Annotated in this window: 14 protein-coding genes; 12 read left to right on the top strand and 2 right to left on the bottom strand. The window is 49.9% G+C overall.

Translation table 11 applies throughout. The features are described 5' to 3' along the window. The first annotated feature begins 5 nt into the window (after positions 1 to 5). Positions 6 to 527 carry a septal ring lytic transglycosylase RlpA family protein gene (locus G3M70_00985; GenBank protein ID QPJ60537.1) on the top strand — a complete coding sequence of 174 codons (522 nt, stop codon included), beginning with the start codon at positions 6 to 8 and terminating at the stop codon, positions 525 to 527. A 97-nt stretch (positions 528 to 624) separates the two neighbouring features. On the opposite strand, the gene G3M70_00980 is transcribed toward G3M70_00985, so the two are convergent. Both G3M70_00980 and G3M70_00975 read right to left on the bottom strand, forming a co-directional pair. Continuing rightward, positions 625 to 1,296 (bottom strand): hypothetical protein, encoded by a 672-nt coding sequence (locus G3M70_00980; GenBank protein QPJ60536.1) that lies wholly within the window; start codon positions 1,294 to 1,296, stop codon positions 625 to 627. Positions 1,297 to 1,300: 4 nt separating this feature from the next. Continuing rightward, a complete protein-coding gene (locus G3M70_00975) occupies positions 1,301 to 2,395 on the bottom strand; it encodes an aminotransferase class V-fold PLP-dependent enzyme (protein QPJ60535.1) in 1,095 nt (364 codons plus the stop codon). Positions 2,396 to 2,595: 200 nt separating this feature from the next. Here G3M70_00975 and G3M70_00970 point away from each other — a divergent pair, with 200 nt between their 5' ends. The 11 genes from G3M70_00970 to nuoH all read left to right on the top strand — a co-directional run bounded on the left by G3M70_00970 (position 2,596) and on the right by nuoH (position 15,482). Then, positions 2,596 to 3,351, top strand: coding sequence for a DUF4159 domain-containing protein (locus tag G3M70_00970; GenBank protein QPJ63663.1), 756 nt, complete (start codon positions 2,596 to 2,598; stop codon positions 3,349 to 3,351). Continuing rightward, positions 3,348 to 5,645 (top strand): hypothetical protein, encoded by a 2,298-nt coding sequence (locus tag G3M70_00965; GenBank protein QPJ60534.1) that lies wholly within the window; start codon positions 3,348 to 3,350, stop codon positions 5,643 to 5,645. Before G3M70_00970 ends, G3M70_00965 begins: the two co-directional genes overlap by 4 nt. A 133-nt stretch (positions 5,646 to 5,778) precedes the next feature. Then, positions 5,779 to 7,125: a hypothetical protein gene (locus G3M70_00960; protein ID QPJ60533.1), complete on the top strand. Its 1,347-nt coding sequence runs from the start codon at positions 5,779 to 5,781 to the stop codon at positions 7,123 to 7,125. Positions 7,126 to 7,489: 364 nt separating this feature from the next. Continuing rightward, complete coding sequence (locus G3M70_00955) at positions 7,490 to 7,843, top strand: NADH-quinone oxidoreductase subunit A (GenBank protein QPJ60532.1); 354 nt, start codon at positions 7,490 to 7,492, stop codon at positions 7,841 to 7,843. Next, positions 7,834 to 8,418: an NADH-quinone oxidoreductase subunit B gene (locus G3M70_00950; GenBank protein ID QPJ60531.1), complete on the top strand. Its 585-nt coding sequence runs from the start codon at positions 7,834 to 7,836 to the stop codon at positions 8,416 to 8,418. Before G3M70_00955 ends, G3M70_00950 begins: the two co-directional genes overlap by 10 nt. Before the next feature lie 12 nt (positions 8,419 to 8,430). Further along, entirely contained in the window at positions 8,431 to 8,970 is a 540-nt protein-coding gene (locus tag G3M70_00945) for an NADH-quinone oxidoreductase subunit C (GenBank protein ID QPJ60530.1), read from the top strand. Continuing rightward, positions 8,970 to 10,172, top strand: a complete 1,203-nt coding sequence (gene nuoD / locus G3M70_00940) for an NADH dehydrogenase (quinone) subunit D (GenBank protein ID QPJ60529.1) — start codon at positions 8,970 to 8,972, stop codon at positions 10,170 to 10,172. Before G3M70_00945 ends, nuoD begins: the two co-directional genes overlap by 1 nt. After that, positions 10,172 to 10,642, top strand: coding sequence for an NADH-quinone oxidoreductase subunit NuoE (gene nuoE, locus G3M70_00935; protein QPJ60528.1), 471 nt, complete (start codon positions 10,172 to 10,174; stop codon positions 10,640 to 10,642). Before nuoD ends, nuoE begins: the two co-directional genes overlap by 1 nt. Positions 10,643 to 10,649: 7 nt before the next feature. Next, positions 10,650 to 11,903, top strand: coding sequence for an NADH-quinone oxidoreductase subunit NuoF (gene nuoF / locus G3M70_00930; protein ID QPJ60527.1), 1,254 nt, complete (start codon positions 10,650 to 10,652; stop codon positions 11,901 to 11,903). Between the two features lie 5 nt (positions 11,904 to 11,908). Beyond that, entirely contained in the window at positions 11,909 to 14,377 is a 2,469-nt protein-coding gene (locus G3M70_00925) for a molybdopterin-dependent oxidoreductase (GenBank protein QPJ60526.1), read from the top strand. A gap of 85 nt (positions 14,378 to 14,462) precedes the next feature. Next, on the top strand, positions 14,463 to 15,482 hold the full coding sequence (nuoH, locus tag G3M70_00920) for an NADH-quinone oxidoreductase subunit NuoH (GenBank protein ID QPJ60525.1): 1,020 nt from the start codon (positions 14,463 to 14,465) through the stop codon (positions 15,480 to 15,482). Positions 15,483 to 15,486 lie beyond the last annotated feature (4 nt).

The following is a 15,486-nucleotide window of genomic DNA, read 5'->3' as shown; positions in this document are numbered from 1 at the left end:
GGATCATGAATGAACGGATCATCAATTCGATTGGGGTTGGGCTCTGGCTCGTGTTTGGTGGCTTACTGTTTATTTTCTGGTTGAGCCCTTCTCCGGAATTAGAACCCTTGCGTGATGCCAGACCCAAGCCTGGTCCCTGGAACGGGAACTACAAGGTCAAAGGGGTCCGGTATTCACCCATGCAGGTTGAAAACGCAGAAGGCTACAGCGCGGAAGGCTGGGCCAGTTGGTATGGAGAAGAAACGTATCGTAGACCGGGCGGAAACACCACAGCCATGGGCGAATCGTTTCACCCGAGCCGGTTGTCCGCAGCACATAGAACCCTGCCGTTACCCACCAACGTTCGTGTCACAAACCTTGAAAACGGTCGTTCCTTGAACGTCAGAGTGAATGACCGCGGCCCATTCCCGAGCGACAGAAACCCGTCATCGGGTAAACGGCTGATCGACCTCAGCGCCGCCGCTGCAAAAAAGCTGGGGTTCTACAGGAATGGTCTCGCCTGGGTCAAAGTCGAAGTGATCGACTGACCACCTCCCGATAGTGGTAGTTGACTGCACTATTGACATGAAGGAATAAGTTTCCAAAGCGCATCGCTGAAGGCTTTTGTTAGCCAGGCGCCAACACCTATTTGTCGCTCTCGAATTCGGGGAAAACCTGCCCTGCTTCCAGTAACACCCATCTTTCCGATGTGTCGCCCAGAACCAGATCCATGTGATCGTGCGGTCGGACCCATTTGACGATTTCGCCCGGCAGTCCGATGCGAACGGTGTCTTCGTGATGGAGGCCTTTTAAAGTAACGAATTTTTCGTCTATATTGACCACCTGAAATACATCGGCCATGGTGTGGGTGATGGCTGGAGGGTCTTCGAGGATGCGTCCGCTTTCTTCATCCAGATAATGGCTCAGTTCAAGACAGCGTTTTTGTGCTTCAAGGAGTTCCCTGACTTTAAGCGAGAAATCGAGTTCAGCCCATCCGTGTGGAATATTTTTTTTGTCCAGCCAATTGATAAACGAATAGACATCAAATAAGACCTGGTTGGTTTCTTCAGGAGTGGAAACAGAATTAAACGGGAGAAAGCCAACTACAAAACGTGACAGGTGGTTGGGTTCCAGCTTGTCCGGAGAGGCGTTGACACTGGGCATTCCCGGAATTTCATCACGGGCAAGATCGGTTTCTAGCAGGCAGACGTGGAACAACCCAAGGCTTTTGCCAAGTTCCGGGTGCGGTAATTCTTCTGCCGGTGCCGGATGAACCTCGGCCGCGTATTCGCGCATCAGGTCGAATAATTCCTTCATCTTTTTAGGCCTTTCCTATGGTGTGAACACATTCCCGTAATACCACCAGCAGTCGCTCGAACTCTTCCTGTCGGATATCGCCCATGTTGGCGATACGAAAAATGGTGTCGCTTAAATTGCCTTGCCCGGCGTAAATAACAAACCCCTTTTCTCTTAGATAGTCGTGCAAAGGTTCGTAAGTCATCCCATCGGGAAGTTTGAGAGCTGTGATCGTGTTAGATAGCAGCTCTACAGGCAAAAGTAGATCAAGTCCTATTTCCTGATAACCCTGCCTTAAAAAATTCGCGGCTTTGTTGTAGCGCGTAATCCGTCCCTCGACGGTTTCTTCGATTAATTCATCCAGTGCCTGGTCGAGGGCATAGTGGACCTGGATTGCCGGAGTGAACAGGGTGTCGCCTTTGTCCTGCGCCTTGAGGTTTTGAAACAGATTGCAATAAAGAGAGCGAGCTGGCACCCGTTCCAGTCGGTCCCAGTCTGAAATTTTTGAGAGCACAAAAGAGACGCCGGGATAACCCTGAATGCATTTGTTTGCGGTGCCAATCACGATATCTGCGGGGGTATTGGAAAAATTAAAAGTTTCACCGCCAATGCTGCTGATGGCATCGATCAATAACCGTTTATCGTATTTCTGGCACAGCCCGTATACCGCGTCCAGCGGATTCATCAATCCGGTGGTCGTTTCATGATGCACCATGCCGACTACCTCAATGTCAGGATGGGCGGCCAGCTTTTTTTCAATTTCATCCAGGTCGGGCGGTGTTCCCCAGGGTGTATTGAGTGCAATCGTGTTGTGGCCGTACGCATCGGCCATTTTGCTGATGCGTTCGCCGTAAACACCGTTCTCAATCACCAGTAGGGTTTTGCCTTCACTGAGACAGGACGACACTCCCATTTCGAGCGCGGCTGTTCCCGACCCTGAGATCAGCGCAGCACGGTATTGTCCCTCGATATCGAAAGCGATGAGGAGTTTGCGACGAATATCCTGGATGAGGTCGGCGATCTCCTGTTCCCGGTGGCACATATCCCCGCGATGCAGGGAGTCTCGAACGGTGTCCGTGACATTGACGGGGCCAGGATTGAGAAGTACGATTCGGTTCATATGTAATAAAAACAAAGCAGTTAAGACATTGATGTTGCGGGTCAGTCTAACCCAGGCTTGGGAACGGAGCAAAACTTTTTAGCAGGCAGGCGGTGACAGGCAAGATTTGTTATCATGTAGTAAGGGGAGTGAACACTGTGATACAGAAAACAACAGAAAATAGAAATCTATTCCTATACCGGCCAGGTCACCAACCGGCGATAGCCTGTTGCCTTCTGCTAGCTTTTATAGCAGTTCTGCTGACATCAATTCCGGTGTTTGCGATCGGTGATTCCTCGAAACTGGCAATCCCGCAAATCCAGTATCGCGGGGGCGATTTTAAACCCCGGCCCAAGGCCCTCGAAAGTCTTCTGGCGCAGGTGGCAAAGCGTACGTCCGTAGAAGTTCGGCGTGACTCCCTGGAGTTTAAGCTCGACGATCCTCGACTGTTTCATCATCCTTTCCTATATATGGGGGGGACAGGTGGGTTCGAACCATTTAAAAAAGGTGAAATCAAAGCCCTGCGGGATTATCTCAACTACGGTGGATTTCTACTGATCGACGATAATTCTACGACCCCAAATTCAGGTTTTGACGGTTCGGTAAGGAAAATGATTAACGACCTGTTTCCTCACACGCCGTTTCAGAAAATTGGGCAGGACCATTCCATTTTCCGGTCCTTTTATTTGATCAATGAGGTGGCAGGTCGGGTTCAGGTTAATCCTTATCTTGAAGGCATTACAGTAAAAGGCAAAACAGTAATCGTCTATTCGCGAAATGATCTTGCCGGAGCCTGGTCCAAGAATAAACTGGGCCATTATAATTTTGACATGATCGGCAGTGGGCCTAAGCAAAGGACACAGAGTATTCGCCTCGGGGTCAATATCATCATGTATTCCCTTACCCTGGATTATAAAAAAGACCTCGTGCACCTTCCAACAATTCTGGAAAGGTTGAGGAGGTATAATTCCCGGTGAACCTCCCTTCCTGGCTGGGTACAGGAGAATACAATGCCTGGGAATTGCACTGGGGTGGCGATGGTGCACTTTGGGCTATCCTTATTCTCGCAGCTCTGATACCTCTGACTCTCTGGTTTTTCTGGTTCAGCCTGACCAATATTCCATCCCGACCCAAAAAATATTTTTTGTTTGGCCTGCGCATTGCCGCATTGCTTCTATTACTCATCGTGACCCTGCAGCCTCAACTGGAGTTAAAGCACGTTTTGCCAATGCGCAATACGGTTGCGGTATTAATTGATGACAGTAAAAGCCTGGGAGTGAAAACTTTTCCTCAAGGGGAGCCTCGGCTGGAACTGGTCAAGGAAGCGCTCAAGGGAAGCGCGGGTTTCTTTGAAGAACTGAAAGAAACGCATCAGGTTGATTTTTATTTTTTCTCGGACAGGCTCAGTCCGGTTTCTTTAGATGAATCGTTTTCCCGTTATAAAGCGCGTGGACTGAACACGGATTTCACAAACGTTCTCAATGAGCTGCATAAAAAATACAATGGCAAATCTCTTCAAGGTGTCATCCTATTATCTGATGGCGCAGACCTGTCTCAGATAGAGGGCGAAATTTCATCCGGGTTGACTGAGCTCGCGGGCAGGCTGGATGGGCCTGTTTTTACTTTTATGGCAGGGAGTGAAGAGGGGTTGAAGGACCTTGGAATTCCAAAGCTGGAAGCCAGCGATTTTGGTTTCGTTCACCAGCCTTTGAGACTGACCGCCACCATTACAGCCAGCAACATGGGCACTCGCAGTGTTCCGGTGGTGTTGAAAGAAGGCGACAAAATCCATGCTTCGCGTATTCTCAACATTAAGCCCGAACAGGAACGGTATCAGGTTGAGCTTGAGTTTACACCGGGAAATACCGGCAAACGCTTTTATACCTTGTCCATGCCGGTGTTTGCGGGGGAGGCCGTAGAGGTTAACAACCAGACCCATTTTCAAGTCAATGTCGTGCGGGACCGGATTCGTGTATTGCATTTAAATGGTCGGCCTTCTTGGGACTCCCGGTTTTTAAGGGAGGTGCTCGCTAACAATCCGAAAGTGGACTTGCTGTCGTTTTTCATTTTAAGAACGTTGACAGATGATGTGATGGCGACAACCCAGGAACTCAGTCTGATTCCATTTCCTTCCAATCTGTTGTTCACTGACTATCTCGATTCATTTGATCTTGTGATCTTTCATAATTTCCGCTTTAAACCGTTTATCGATCGAAAATACCTGGGTAATATTAAAAAGTTTGTGGAGCACGGGGGGGCTTTCCTGATGATAGGCGGTGACCTTTCATTTCAATCGGGTGAGTACATGAGAACTCCGGTTGAGGAGATCTTGCCGATCAAAATGGATCGCAACGCAAAGTGGTTTTCCGACGACGATTTCAAAGCGAAAATTGTTCCGGAGCTTTTACGTCATCCCATTCTCAGCCTGGAAAAGGATGAAACACGCAACAGGGAAATCTGGGAGTCCATGCCAGCCATCGGCGGGCGCAATGCAGGCCTGGTTCCGGTTGAAGGCGCTCAAGTGCTTGCTGCGCAGTCTTTAAAATCTGACACCCCCTCACCTGTTCTGGCAACACGACGCTTTGGGGAAGGTCGCAGTATGGTGATTGCGACCGACACCTTGTGGAACTGGAATTTTCTGCGGGTCGGGCAGGGGGGCAGCGGCCGTTACTATCAGAAGTTCTGGGAAAATGTGATCGCCTGGATGACGCGGGACCCGCAAACCAACCCGTTACAACTTGAAACAAGTAAAGAGCATTATTGGGAAGAAGAAAAAGTTCTGGTGCATTTCCAGGCGTTGGGCCAGGACTACAACCCACTTGATGAAAAAAAAGCAACCATTTCCATAAGGTCTATTTCGGAAAATAAAGAACTGATTAAACGCGAATTGAAGACCGACGAGTTAGGCGAGGGCCGATTTGAGTTCGAACCTCCCGAAGAGGGATTTTATGTGGCCGAGGTTGCTCTGAAAAATGGTGAGGAAGTAACCCGGGAAGAAGCCCGGTTTACTGTTTTCAGTCCCACAACTGAGTTTGAAAGGCCGCAGGTCAATCCGGTTTTGCTCAAAACATTGGCAGAGGTTTCCGGGGGAAAGCATCGTGAACTGAAGCCGGGCAGCTTTATTGAGGGGCTCACTTTTCCCAACCCGGATTATGAAGTTAAAACCAGTAGCCGCATGTTTTCCCTTTGGGATAGCTGGTGGTCGTACGGGTTGTTGCTGACTCTGCTGGTGACCGAATGGTGGGTTCGAAGGAAATCTGGCTTGAGTTGATTTTTTCAAAATAGATAAAAACATCATAAAGTGATGATTTTCTTATAGGTATCTCATAGTATCGTCTTGTTTGTTTTGATTGTTTCCGGTACCCTACAGGACCAAATTGAATTAACATTAAAGTATTGAAAATATGACTCAACCTGTTGGTGTGCAGCCCAAAAAAGGCCCGGCCCTTAGGACCTGGATTCGCGACCGTGTGGTATTTCTTGCGCTCATTATCTTCGGCGTGGGGATGGCGGGATACATTAGCGCAGACTTGTTGCTGGAAAAAGAAAGTATCTGGCTACACCCGGTAAAGGAATTTTCCCTGCTGATTTCCATGATCGGTGTGGTGTCTCTTGGTTACGAATTGTTTTTGCGTGAGCTGACTTTTAATGAATATAAGGAGGCTCTGCAGGAGATCGTTAACCCGGATGCGGTGCGTCTGGGAATTCGTGGTATTTACAAGAATCGATCGGAGTTGGCACACGCTCACAATTTTGAAGATTTGTTTCGTCATGTGAAAAAGGAAATTTTTATTGGTGGGTCTTCACTGCTTTCCATCTCTACTGGTAGCCGTGACCTTATACGGGAAAAGGTTCTGGCCGGTATCAGGGTCCGTTTGCTGGTTATGGACCCGGATTCAGAAGTGGTGGAGATCATTACTCGGCAGATTGGGGGTAAGGCCACATTCCTGAATGAAATCAAAACGTCGTTGCTTCTTTTTCAGAAACTTGAGGAGGAACTGGATGAAATAAAAGCTCCCGGTAAAGGGACGTTGGAAGTACATACTTATAAAACCATTCCGTCCCATTCGTTTATTTCTGTGGATGCCCACGACCCCGGGGGAATCATCATAGCTGACATTGGGCCCTATCTGGGCAAAAGCCATCAGCGTCCCAGTATGATGCTGGTGCGAAAACGGGGAGCCCTGTTTGACCAGTACGAGAACCTGGCCAATGCCATGTGGGAGGAAAGTCATCCGGTGATTACACAGCTCACCATTGGAACGACCAAGAAAACTAAAGCCTCTGTGTTTGCCAGTGGCATTGGAACGGAGGTTTTTGATAATCAGGCCAGCGAATGGATTCCTGCGGTTCTTTGTCAGCTCAATTCAAAATGGCGTGGAATCAAGGGTGCCCAGTGGGTTGCGTTCCGCGATAAGGTCACCTTGGAAGAAGCGAAAACCGGTGGCCGCTATCGTTTTCGGTTCAACTTTAACCTGCCAAACGGGAAAGCTACAGAGGTCAATCGTGCAGACCTGTTTGTAAGAGCAGACGACACCTGCCATATTTCGATCAATGGAAAATCCCTTCCTCAAGAGTTTGGTGGGGCAGATTTTGCCGACCCCTTCCTTTTGCATCTTGGACCGCATCTTAAAGAAGGGGAAAACTCAATCGAGTTTGAAGTCATTAACTATGCCCGACCCAATGCCCAGGTTCCTGAAGATAATCCGCTGGGTTTGATCTATCGCATGCACCTGGAATATCCTGGATAGACATTTCTTTCCCTGAATAGTGGCTCCTTCCCCTGTAATTTCAGTACAGAGACTTGAAATTGTTGGTCCTTTAGACCCTGTATCACGATTCCCTCATACCCGTTAATTCCAAAGGGAAATCCCACCCCCCGCCTCAAAATTTTTGGTCTAAACCAAGCTAAAATCAGGAATTGACAGGGGTTGAGGGGCCGCATATAATCGCCAATTCGATCACTGGATCGTGGTCAATTTGCCTTTAATGGTAAAATGAATTGATTTCCTGTGACTTGTTGTTTTTCAGGCATCAAGGGCAGGGAGTTGGCGATCCATCCGGCAACCCGGAAGGCGTTTAAACGTTTTCCTTCTCATTAGTAGGGACCGGCTCTTGAGTGAATACTTATTCATAGGCGTTTTTGCGCTTGTTGCCCTCGGTGTTATCGGCGGGATGTTGGTGTTATCCACCATCCTGGGGCCGCGCAAACCCACCGCCCAGAAAATGATTCCATACGAATGCGGCATGCTGCCCTCCGAGGAGGCGAAAGGCCGGTTTCCGGTTCGTTTTGCCACCATCGCGATGCTGTTCATCATCTTCGATATTGAAGTGGTGTTCATGTATCCCTGGGCGGTTGCTCTCGACCAGTTGCAATTGTTCGGCCTGGTTGAAATGCTGCTTTTTATTATCATTCTGGCCATCGCTTACGTCTACGTTTGGGGACGGGGAGGATTGGAATGGGATTGATAGAACATGCCGCACAGGTTTTCGATGAAAAAATCGATGATTTGAAAATGAATGTGCAGGACGAATTATCTGCCTTAAACGCCCAGTATGCAGGGGCGATGTACGATTCGATTTTAACCACCAAGCTCGGCAAGGTCGTTGGATGGGCTCAGAAAAATGCCCTTTGGCCTGCCACATTTGGTCTGGCCTGCTGTGCTATCGAAATGATGGCCATGGCAAACAGTCGCTGGGATGCGGCACGCTTTGGAGCGGAGGTTTTTCGCGCTTCTCCGAGGCAGGCGGATTTGATGATTGTCTCGGGACGTGTGTCACAGAAGATGGCACCGGTTCTGAAATTGATCTACGACCAGATGCCTGAGCCTAAATGGGTCATGGCAATGGGGGCCTGTTCCTCGTGCGGTGGCATATTCAATAACTACGCCATTGTCCAGGGAGTTGACCGCGTGGTGCCGGTAGATGTTTACGTGCCCGGGTGCCCTCCAGGTCCGGAGGCGTTGATCTACGGGATCATCAAGCTCCAGGAAAAAATAATGAACGAGGCCGGAACACCTCGCGCCCGAAAAAAAGTGGCTTGAGCTTAGACACGAATGACGCATCAGGAATTAATTGAAAAAGCCAAAGCAGACCTTGGGGATGCTCTGACTTCTGCGGAAGTCGTTCTCGGCGATGCCGTGCTCCATACGAGTCCGGAGCAGTTTCGTCGCGTTGCAGAATACCTGAAAAATGATCCTGCCATGGACTGCAATAACGTATCCCACATTACCGGTGTGGATTACCTTGAGCAGGATCGGGAACCCCGTTTTGAAGCGGTCTACGAAATTCATTCCCTCACCAAAAACCATACGGTTAGAGTGCGTGTCGGTCTGGATGAAGACGAGCCATCTGTTCCCAGTGTGACGGATCTTTGGAGTGGGGCGGATTTTGCCGAGCGTGAAATGTTCGATATGTATGGCTTTGATGTGCCGGGCCACCCCAATCTAAAGCGTCTGATCATGCCGGACGACTGGGAAGGGAATCCCATGCTTAAAGATTATCCTCTTGTCTGGGAAGACATTGCGTTTTCTCATAATGCCGATCACAAGTCCGAGTTGGTTCAGACCAAAGCGGAATACGAGACGGAGGATTAATGTCGATCACTGAACAGGGCCTCCTGGAACGCGATAAAGATACGATGACCCTGAACATGGGTCCGCAACACCCCAGTACGCACGGGGTGTTCCGCGTTGTGCTGGAGATGGATGGGGAAATCGTAAGGTCGGCTGAACCCGATATCGGTTTTCTTCACACGGGAATCGAGAAGACTGGCGAGAACAAGCGCTACGTGCACTGTATCCCGATGACAGACCGGCTCGATTATCTGAATCCACCTCAAAACAATCTTGCATTTTCGCTCACGGTTGAAAAGCTGTTGGAGTTGGATGAGTTGCCTCCCCGCGCTGATTACCTGCGGGTCATTATGTGTGAGCTTGGGCGAATTGGCTCGCACCTTGTCTGGCTTGGTACCCATGCGCTGGATATTGGAGCGATGACGGTATTCCTGTACTGCTGGCGCGAACGCGAAGAAATTCTTGATCTTAATGAGATGATCTCCGGTGTCCGGATGATGACGAGTTATATCCGGCCAGGTGGAGTGGCGTTCGATAGTTTTCCCGAGTGGCTTGCCAAGGTCCGAAAGTTCGTTAACGAATTTCCGGAAAAGGTTGATGAATACGAAAGCCTCCTGACCAATAACCCGATCTGGCTCGATCGAACAAAAGGCGTCGGGGTGATGACAGCTGAGGAAGCGATGAACTGGTCGATGAGTGGTCCTGTTCTGCGTGCTTCGGGAGTGAATTTCGATTGGCGTAAAAATCGCCCTTACAGCCGCTATGACGAATTCGATTTCAAGGTGCCAACCGGCGACAATGGCGACGTCTACGATCGGTACAAGGTTCGCGTCGAGGAAATGCGTCAGAGTCGCGAGATTGTTGTGCAGGCACTCGACAACCTGCCGACTGGGCACTACAAACTTCCTGACAACAAGGTGTCCCTGCCAGACCGCAAAAAACTGCATTCCAGTATGGAAGCACTGATTCACCATTTCAAACTGGTTTCAGATGGAATCAAGGTGCCGGCGGGTGAGACGTATGTGCCGACTGAAGGTGCCCGTGGAGAAGTCGGGTTTTACATCGTTTCCGACGGATCCAACATGCCGCTCCGGATGAAACTCAGGGCACCGTCTTTTATGGGGATACCCGGTATGTGCAAAATGATGGAAGGGGCCTATATTGCCGATGTGGTTGCCATCATCGGAAGTATCGACATCGTTATGGGAGAGGTGGACCGCTGATGTTTGTTTTCTCCGAGGAATCAGAAAAGGAAATCGAGAGAAACCTGGCCAAATACCCCTTCAAGAAATCCGCGTTATTGCCTTTGTTGCATGTGGCGCAGGATCAGGAGGGTTATGTTACCCCTGAGGCTATGGAGGAAATTGGGAAACGGCTCGATGTTTCTCCTGCCTACGTTGAATCGGTTGCTACTTTTTACACCATGTTCCACACCCGGCCAGTGGGGAAGTACGTCATTCTGTTTTGCCACAACATAAGCTGCAAGTTGTTGGGAGCTGACGACCTTCTGGATTACACGGCTAAGAAGCTGGGTATTGAGGTTGGAGGTACAACAACGGATAAAAAATTCACCCTGCTCAGGGAAGAGTGTCTGGCTGCCTGTTGCGGCGGACCCATGATGCGGGTCAATGAAGATTTTCACGAGTTTTTGACCAAAGATAAAATCGATAAAATCCTGGCATCGCTGCCGTGAGACAAATATGAAAATACTGACTAAAGAAATCGACACCCCGGGCCTGACCGGTATAGAGGTTTACGAAAAAACTCTGGACGGATACCAGTCTCTAAAAAAAGCATTTGAAAAAAAGCCGGAAGAGATTGTGGAAATGGTCAAAGCGTCAGGGCTGCGGGGTCGTGGTGGGGCAGGATTTCCTACCGGACTCAAGTGGAGTTTTCTGGCGAAGGATGTGTTCCCCCGATATCTGGCCTGCAATGCGGATGAAAGTGAACCGGGCACCTGTAAAGACCGCGAATTGATGGAGAAAAACCCACACCTTCTTATCGAAGGCATGATTCTCTGTTCCTATGCCTGTCGCATTAACACAGCTTACTGCTATCTGCGGGGAGAGTTTCGGCACATTCAACGGGTTTTTGACAAAGCCATCGAAGAGGCTTACGCCAAAGGGTATCTGGGTAAAAATATTTTAGGTTCAGGGTTCGATCTGGAGATGTATTCGCATCTCGGTGCAGGAGCCTATATATGTGGTGAGGAATCGGCTCTATTGTCTTCACTTGAAGGCTGTCGTGGAGAGCCGCGGCTAAAGCCTCCGTTCCCGGCAGTTGAAGGTTTGTACAGTAAGCCGACTATTGTCAATAACGTCGAAACTCTTTGTGTTGTTCCCTTTATAGTCAATGAAGGCGCAGAAGCTTATGCCGCAATTGGAACCGAAAAAAGTAAAGGCACGAAACTGATCAGTGTGTCCGGTCATGTAAACAAGCCGGGAAACTATGAAGTTCCCATGGGAACGCCGACCTCGGTCATCATCAACGAACACGCCGGTGGCATCCGAAATGGAAATAAATTGAAAGCATTTATTCCAGGTGGATCTTCTGTGCCCATGTTGCCTGCAGACAAGGTCGATGTGCCCTACGATTACGAATCAATTGCGGAAGCGGGCTCCATGCTCGGTTCCGGAGCACTCATCGTAATGGACGATACCACCAACGTGGTCGCCGAGACATTGCGATTGGCTTATTTTTACATGCACGAGTCTTGTGGCAAGTGCACGCCCTGTCGAGAAGGAACGCGGTGGATGTACCAACTGCTAAGCCAGATCGAGCAGGGGAATGGAAAGCCGGATCAGGTTGAGTTGCTGGATGACATTTGTGACAACATGAGTTTCAAATGTTTCTGTCCGCTGGGCGATGCCGCAGTGGGTCCTGTGGCCAGCAGCATCAAATATTTCCGTGAAGACTACGAAGAACTCATTGCCGATGCCAAGGCGGGAGTTTAAAAAATATGAGTACTGAAACTGAAGTGAAAACTGTCACGCTGACCATTGACGGCCAGTCCGTTACAGTTCCCAAGGGAACAGTGGTGGTGGATGCGGCAAAAAAGGTCGACATTGAAATACCGGTTTTTTGTTACCACGAAAAGCTCGGTCCATTCGGTTGCTGCCGCATGTGTCTTGTCGAAGTAGAGAAAATGCCCAAGATGATGACGGCCTGCACTCTGGAAGTGGGCGAGGGCATGGTGGTCAAAACCACAACGGAGAAGGTTGATAAAGCACAGAAGGGTGTGCTGGAATTCACTTTGCTCAACCATCCACTCGATTGTCCCGTGTGTGACAAGGGTGGCGAATGTCCCCTGCAGGACAACACGTTCAAGTTTGGTCCGCCGGAAACACGCATGGAGTACGACCGGTTCAACCGGGATAAGGCGACGCCGCTCAGTCCGGTCATCACTATCGACCGCGAACGCTGTATCGCCTGTCAACGCTGTACCCGCTACAGCGACATTATCGAAAAAGACCAGGCGCTGGTGATGCTCAACCGCGGATTCCGTAACACAGTTTCCACTTTTAATGACCGACCATACGATACGCGTTTTTCCGGCAACGTGATCGACATCTGTCCGGTGGGCGCTTTAACCAATACTGACTTTCGTTTCTCTGCACGGTCCTGGGATCTTAAAAATTCCGAAACCACCTGCGGTCATTGCGCGTGTAACTGCAATATGATCATAGGCACGCGGGTCAACGAAATGCGGCGTGTGACCAGTCAGCAGGATGCCAATAATGCCGTTGATGACGGCTGGATTTGTGACAAGGGTCGCTGGGGTTATGAGTTCACCCGTAGCAAGAACCGGATTGCAGAAGCCAGGAAAAGTGGCCAGTCGGATGCTCCCAAAGTGTTTGAGGCGGCGGATGAAATTGCGGAGTCTCTAAAAAAGATTGTAGAGGAGCACGGACCTCAGTCGGTGGGCTACATAGGTTCGCCTTATGCGCTCAACGAAGAGCTGTACCTGTACCAAAAATTGTTCCGACAGGGGCTCGGTACCAATAATATCGACCACAAAACCCATGCCGATACACCCGGACTGCCGGTGAAGCATGCAGATCTGCTCGACATTGAAACCGCTGGTCTGGTTTTGCTGGTGGCCAGTGATCCAACGGAAGAGCTTCCAATCCTTGAACTTCGGATCAAAAAAGCAGTGACGCGACTCGATGTTCCGTTGGCAATTGTCAACGATCAGAAAACGGTACTGGATCGATTCGCAACGACGCGAGTTCAATACAACGTGGGTTCCGATCCACAAGTGCTTCATGCACTGGGCCAGGCAGTTCAGGGGCAGGGTGGGAGTGATGTCGAAGGCTCAACCGGAGTCAGTTCGGATCAGCTTTCCGGTCTTGCTGAAAAAATAAAAGGAGCTGGCAAAGTAGTAGTGGTCTACAACCCTGCTGCATTGAGTAGCAATGGTGCTGCTGTGATGAAGGGTTTGCTTGCGACACTCGATGCGCAGGATGGAGTCGATTGTCTTGCTATGCCGGCATCACCCGCTACCAACGCTCTGGGTGCCATGGATATGGGTGTGTTGCCTGGTTTTTATCCGGGTGGACTCCCCTTAAGTGATGCGGCCACTATTAAAGAGCGGTTCGGTGAAGAGACTCCTCTGGAACCGGGACTCTCGGCGCAGGAGATGCTGGATCGCGCGGAATCGGGGCAGCTCAAAGCGCTTGTGATTCACCGTTGTAATCCGGTGATCAATTTTCCAGGTGGTGCCAGGGTGAAAGCGGCATTAAAGAAACTCGATCTGCTCGTGGTTCACGACATGATGAATACGGAAACCACTGAGCTGGCGGATTATGTACTGCCATCCAATGGGCCGGGTTCTGATGAAGGGACAACGACCAACATCGGGGGCCGGGTTCAATTGCGTGCGAAAAGTCTGCCTCGTGAAACTCCGCAGGATGTGCGCATCCTCAACCGCATGTTAAGGGCATTGGGCCAGGAGACAGATTACAAAGATGCGGCTGCCGTTCTGAAAGAAATTTCTGAAAAGGTACCCGCCTATGCCGGACTTGCCCGCAAGACTTTGCGCAAAACAGGTAAGGTGCGGGAGGGTATTGCCGATAGTGGGGGGCAAGCAACGGAACCGGCAACAATGGGTGCAACTGAAGACAATCTGGTGCTGCGTGTAGCGAACTATTTGTTCCGCCATGACAAGATTCTCGATGCAGAGTCATCCCTGGCCCATCATTTTCTTGCTTCTACTGTCCACATGCATCCGGATGATGCAGGAAAGCTGGGTTTTAAAGAAGGCGACCACGCCAATGTCTCTTCCAATGGGGTTGCGGTTGAGGTGCGGGTCGCAGTGTCTGGCAAATGTAATCCGGGGGCTGTGGTCATGCCCTGGGTTTCTGATGAGCAAAACCTTCAAAGCCTGGTCAATCCCGAGGGGCCGACCCTGGTGACTGTAAGCAGGTAGAAAGAATATTTAATGGCATGCGCCATCCTAGTCAGGATGGCGAGTTGTCTTGCTAAAAACCGTTGTATTACGAAAGCTTTGTTGAATGTTTGATTGGTTGGATCCTTACTGGTTCCTGATTATTGGAGTGGTCAAGGCAGCGGTTGTCGCGGTGGCCGTGATGTCTTGTGTGCCTCTGCTTGTCTGGTTGGAAAGACGTTTGCTTGGTCGGTTTCAGGTCAGGCTGGGTCCCAACCGCGTTGGGCCACTGGGTCTTGGTCAGTTGATCGCGGATTCTCTGAAACTGTTGTTCAAGGAATCAATCATTCAAAGTTCAGCCGATAAGTTTTTGTTTCATCTTGCTCCATCGATTGTGGTGTTCACCTCGATTGTGACCTTTTCCGTAATTCCTTTTGGGGAGGCTATTACGATTGGGGACCAGCAAATCGGGTTGTGGGGATCGAACACGAACATTGGAATTTTACTGTTTCTCGCCATGTCGTCGATGGGCACATACGGCATCGTGATGGCGGGGCTTTCCTCCAACAATAAATATTCGTTGATAGGTGGGCTGCGGTCATCCGCGCAGATGATCAGTTACGAATTGACTCTTGGTCTGGCAGCGCTCAGCGTTGTGATCATGACCGGGTCGCTTAACCTGGCTGAAATTGTCAGCCAGCAGGGCAATATTGAAGGCTGGAACATCTGGTATCAGCCTTTGACGTTTCTGTTGTTTTTTGTTGCCGGACTGGCGGAAACCAATCGGGCTCCCTTTGATTTACCCGAAGCGGAGCAGGAACTGGTCGCCGGGTTTTTTACTGAATATTCCGGCATGAAGTTTTCCATGTTTTTCATGGGCGAATACATCAACATGATCACCATGAGCGGATTGATCGCTGTGTTGTTTCTCGGCGGCTGGCACGCTCCGGTGGCGTTTCTGGATGTACCGATTATCTGGTTTGTCGGCAAGGTTTTTATCCTGCTTTGTGTATTCATCTGGATCAGGGCGACTTTTCCGCGCATTCGGTACGATCGCCTGATGACCTTCGGCTGGAAATTCATGCTGCCGTTGGCGCTGGCGAACATGCTTGTTTATGGAACTCTCAAGGCCATGGGCCTTATTTGAGGTG

It is taken from the genome of Candidatus Nitronauta litoralis (assembly GCA_015698285.1).
Taxonomy (GTDB): domain Bacteria; phylum Nitrospinota; class Nitrospinia; order Nitrospinales; family Nitrospinaceae; genus Nitronauta; species Nitronauta litoralis.
This window is presented reverse-complemented; position numbering and strand designations above follow the sequence as displayed.

Excerpts from the sequence above, each read along its gene's own strand:
- G3M70_00945 (QPJ60530.1), top strand. The coding sequence starts at position 8,431 with ATGACGCATCAGGAATTAATTGAAAAAGCCAAAGCAGACCTTGGGGAT.
- G3M70_00985 (QPJ60537.1), top strand. The coding sequence starts at position 6 with ATGAATGAACGGATCATCAATTCGATTGGGGTTGGGCTCTGGCTCGTG.
- G3M70_00960 (QPJ60533.1), top strand. The coding sequence starts at position 5,779 with ATGACTCAACCTGTTGGTGTGCAGCCCAAAAAAGGCCCGGCCCTTAGG.
- G3M70_00950 (QPJ60531.1), top strand. The coding sequence starts at position 7,834 with ATGGGATTGATAGAACATGCCGCACAGGTTTTCGATGAAAAAATCGAT.
- nuoE (QPJ60528.1), top strand. The coding sequence starts at position 10,172 with ATGTTTGTTTTCTCCGAGGAATCAGAAAAGGAAATCGAGAGAAACCTG.
- G3M70_00980 (QPJ60536.1), bottom strand. The coding sequence starts at position 1,296 with ATGAAGGAATTATTCGACCTGATGCGCGAATACGCGGCCGAGGTTCAT.
- G3M70_00975 (QPJ60535.1), bottom strand. The coding sequence starts at position 2,395 with ATGAACCGAATCGTACTTCTCAATCCTGGCCCCGTCAATGTCACGGAC.
- nuoF (QPJ60527.1), top strand. The coding sequence starts at position 10,650 with ATGAAAATACTGACTAAAGAAATCGACACCCCGGGCCTGACCGGTATA.
- G3M70_00925 (QPJ60526.1), top strand. The coding sequence starts at position 11,909 with ATGAGTACTGAAACTGAAGTGAAAACTGTCACGCTGACCATTGACGGC.
- nuoH (QPJ60525.1), top strand. The coding sequence starts at position 14,463 with ATGTTTGATTGGTTGGATCCTTACTGGTTCCTGATTATTGGAGTGGTC.
- nuoD (QPJ60529.1), top strand. The coding sequence starts at position 8,970 with ATGTCGATCACTGAACAGGGCCTCCTGGAACGCGATAAAGATACGATG.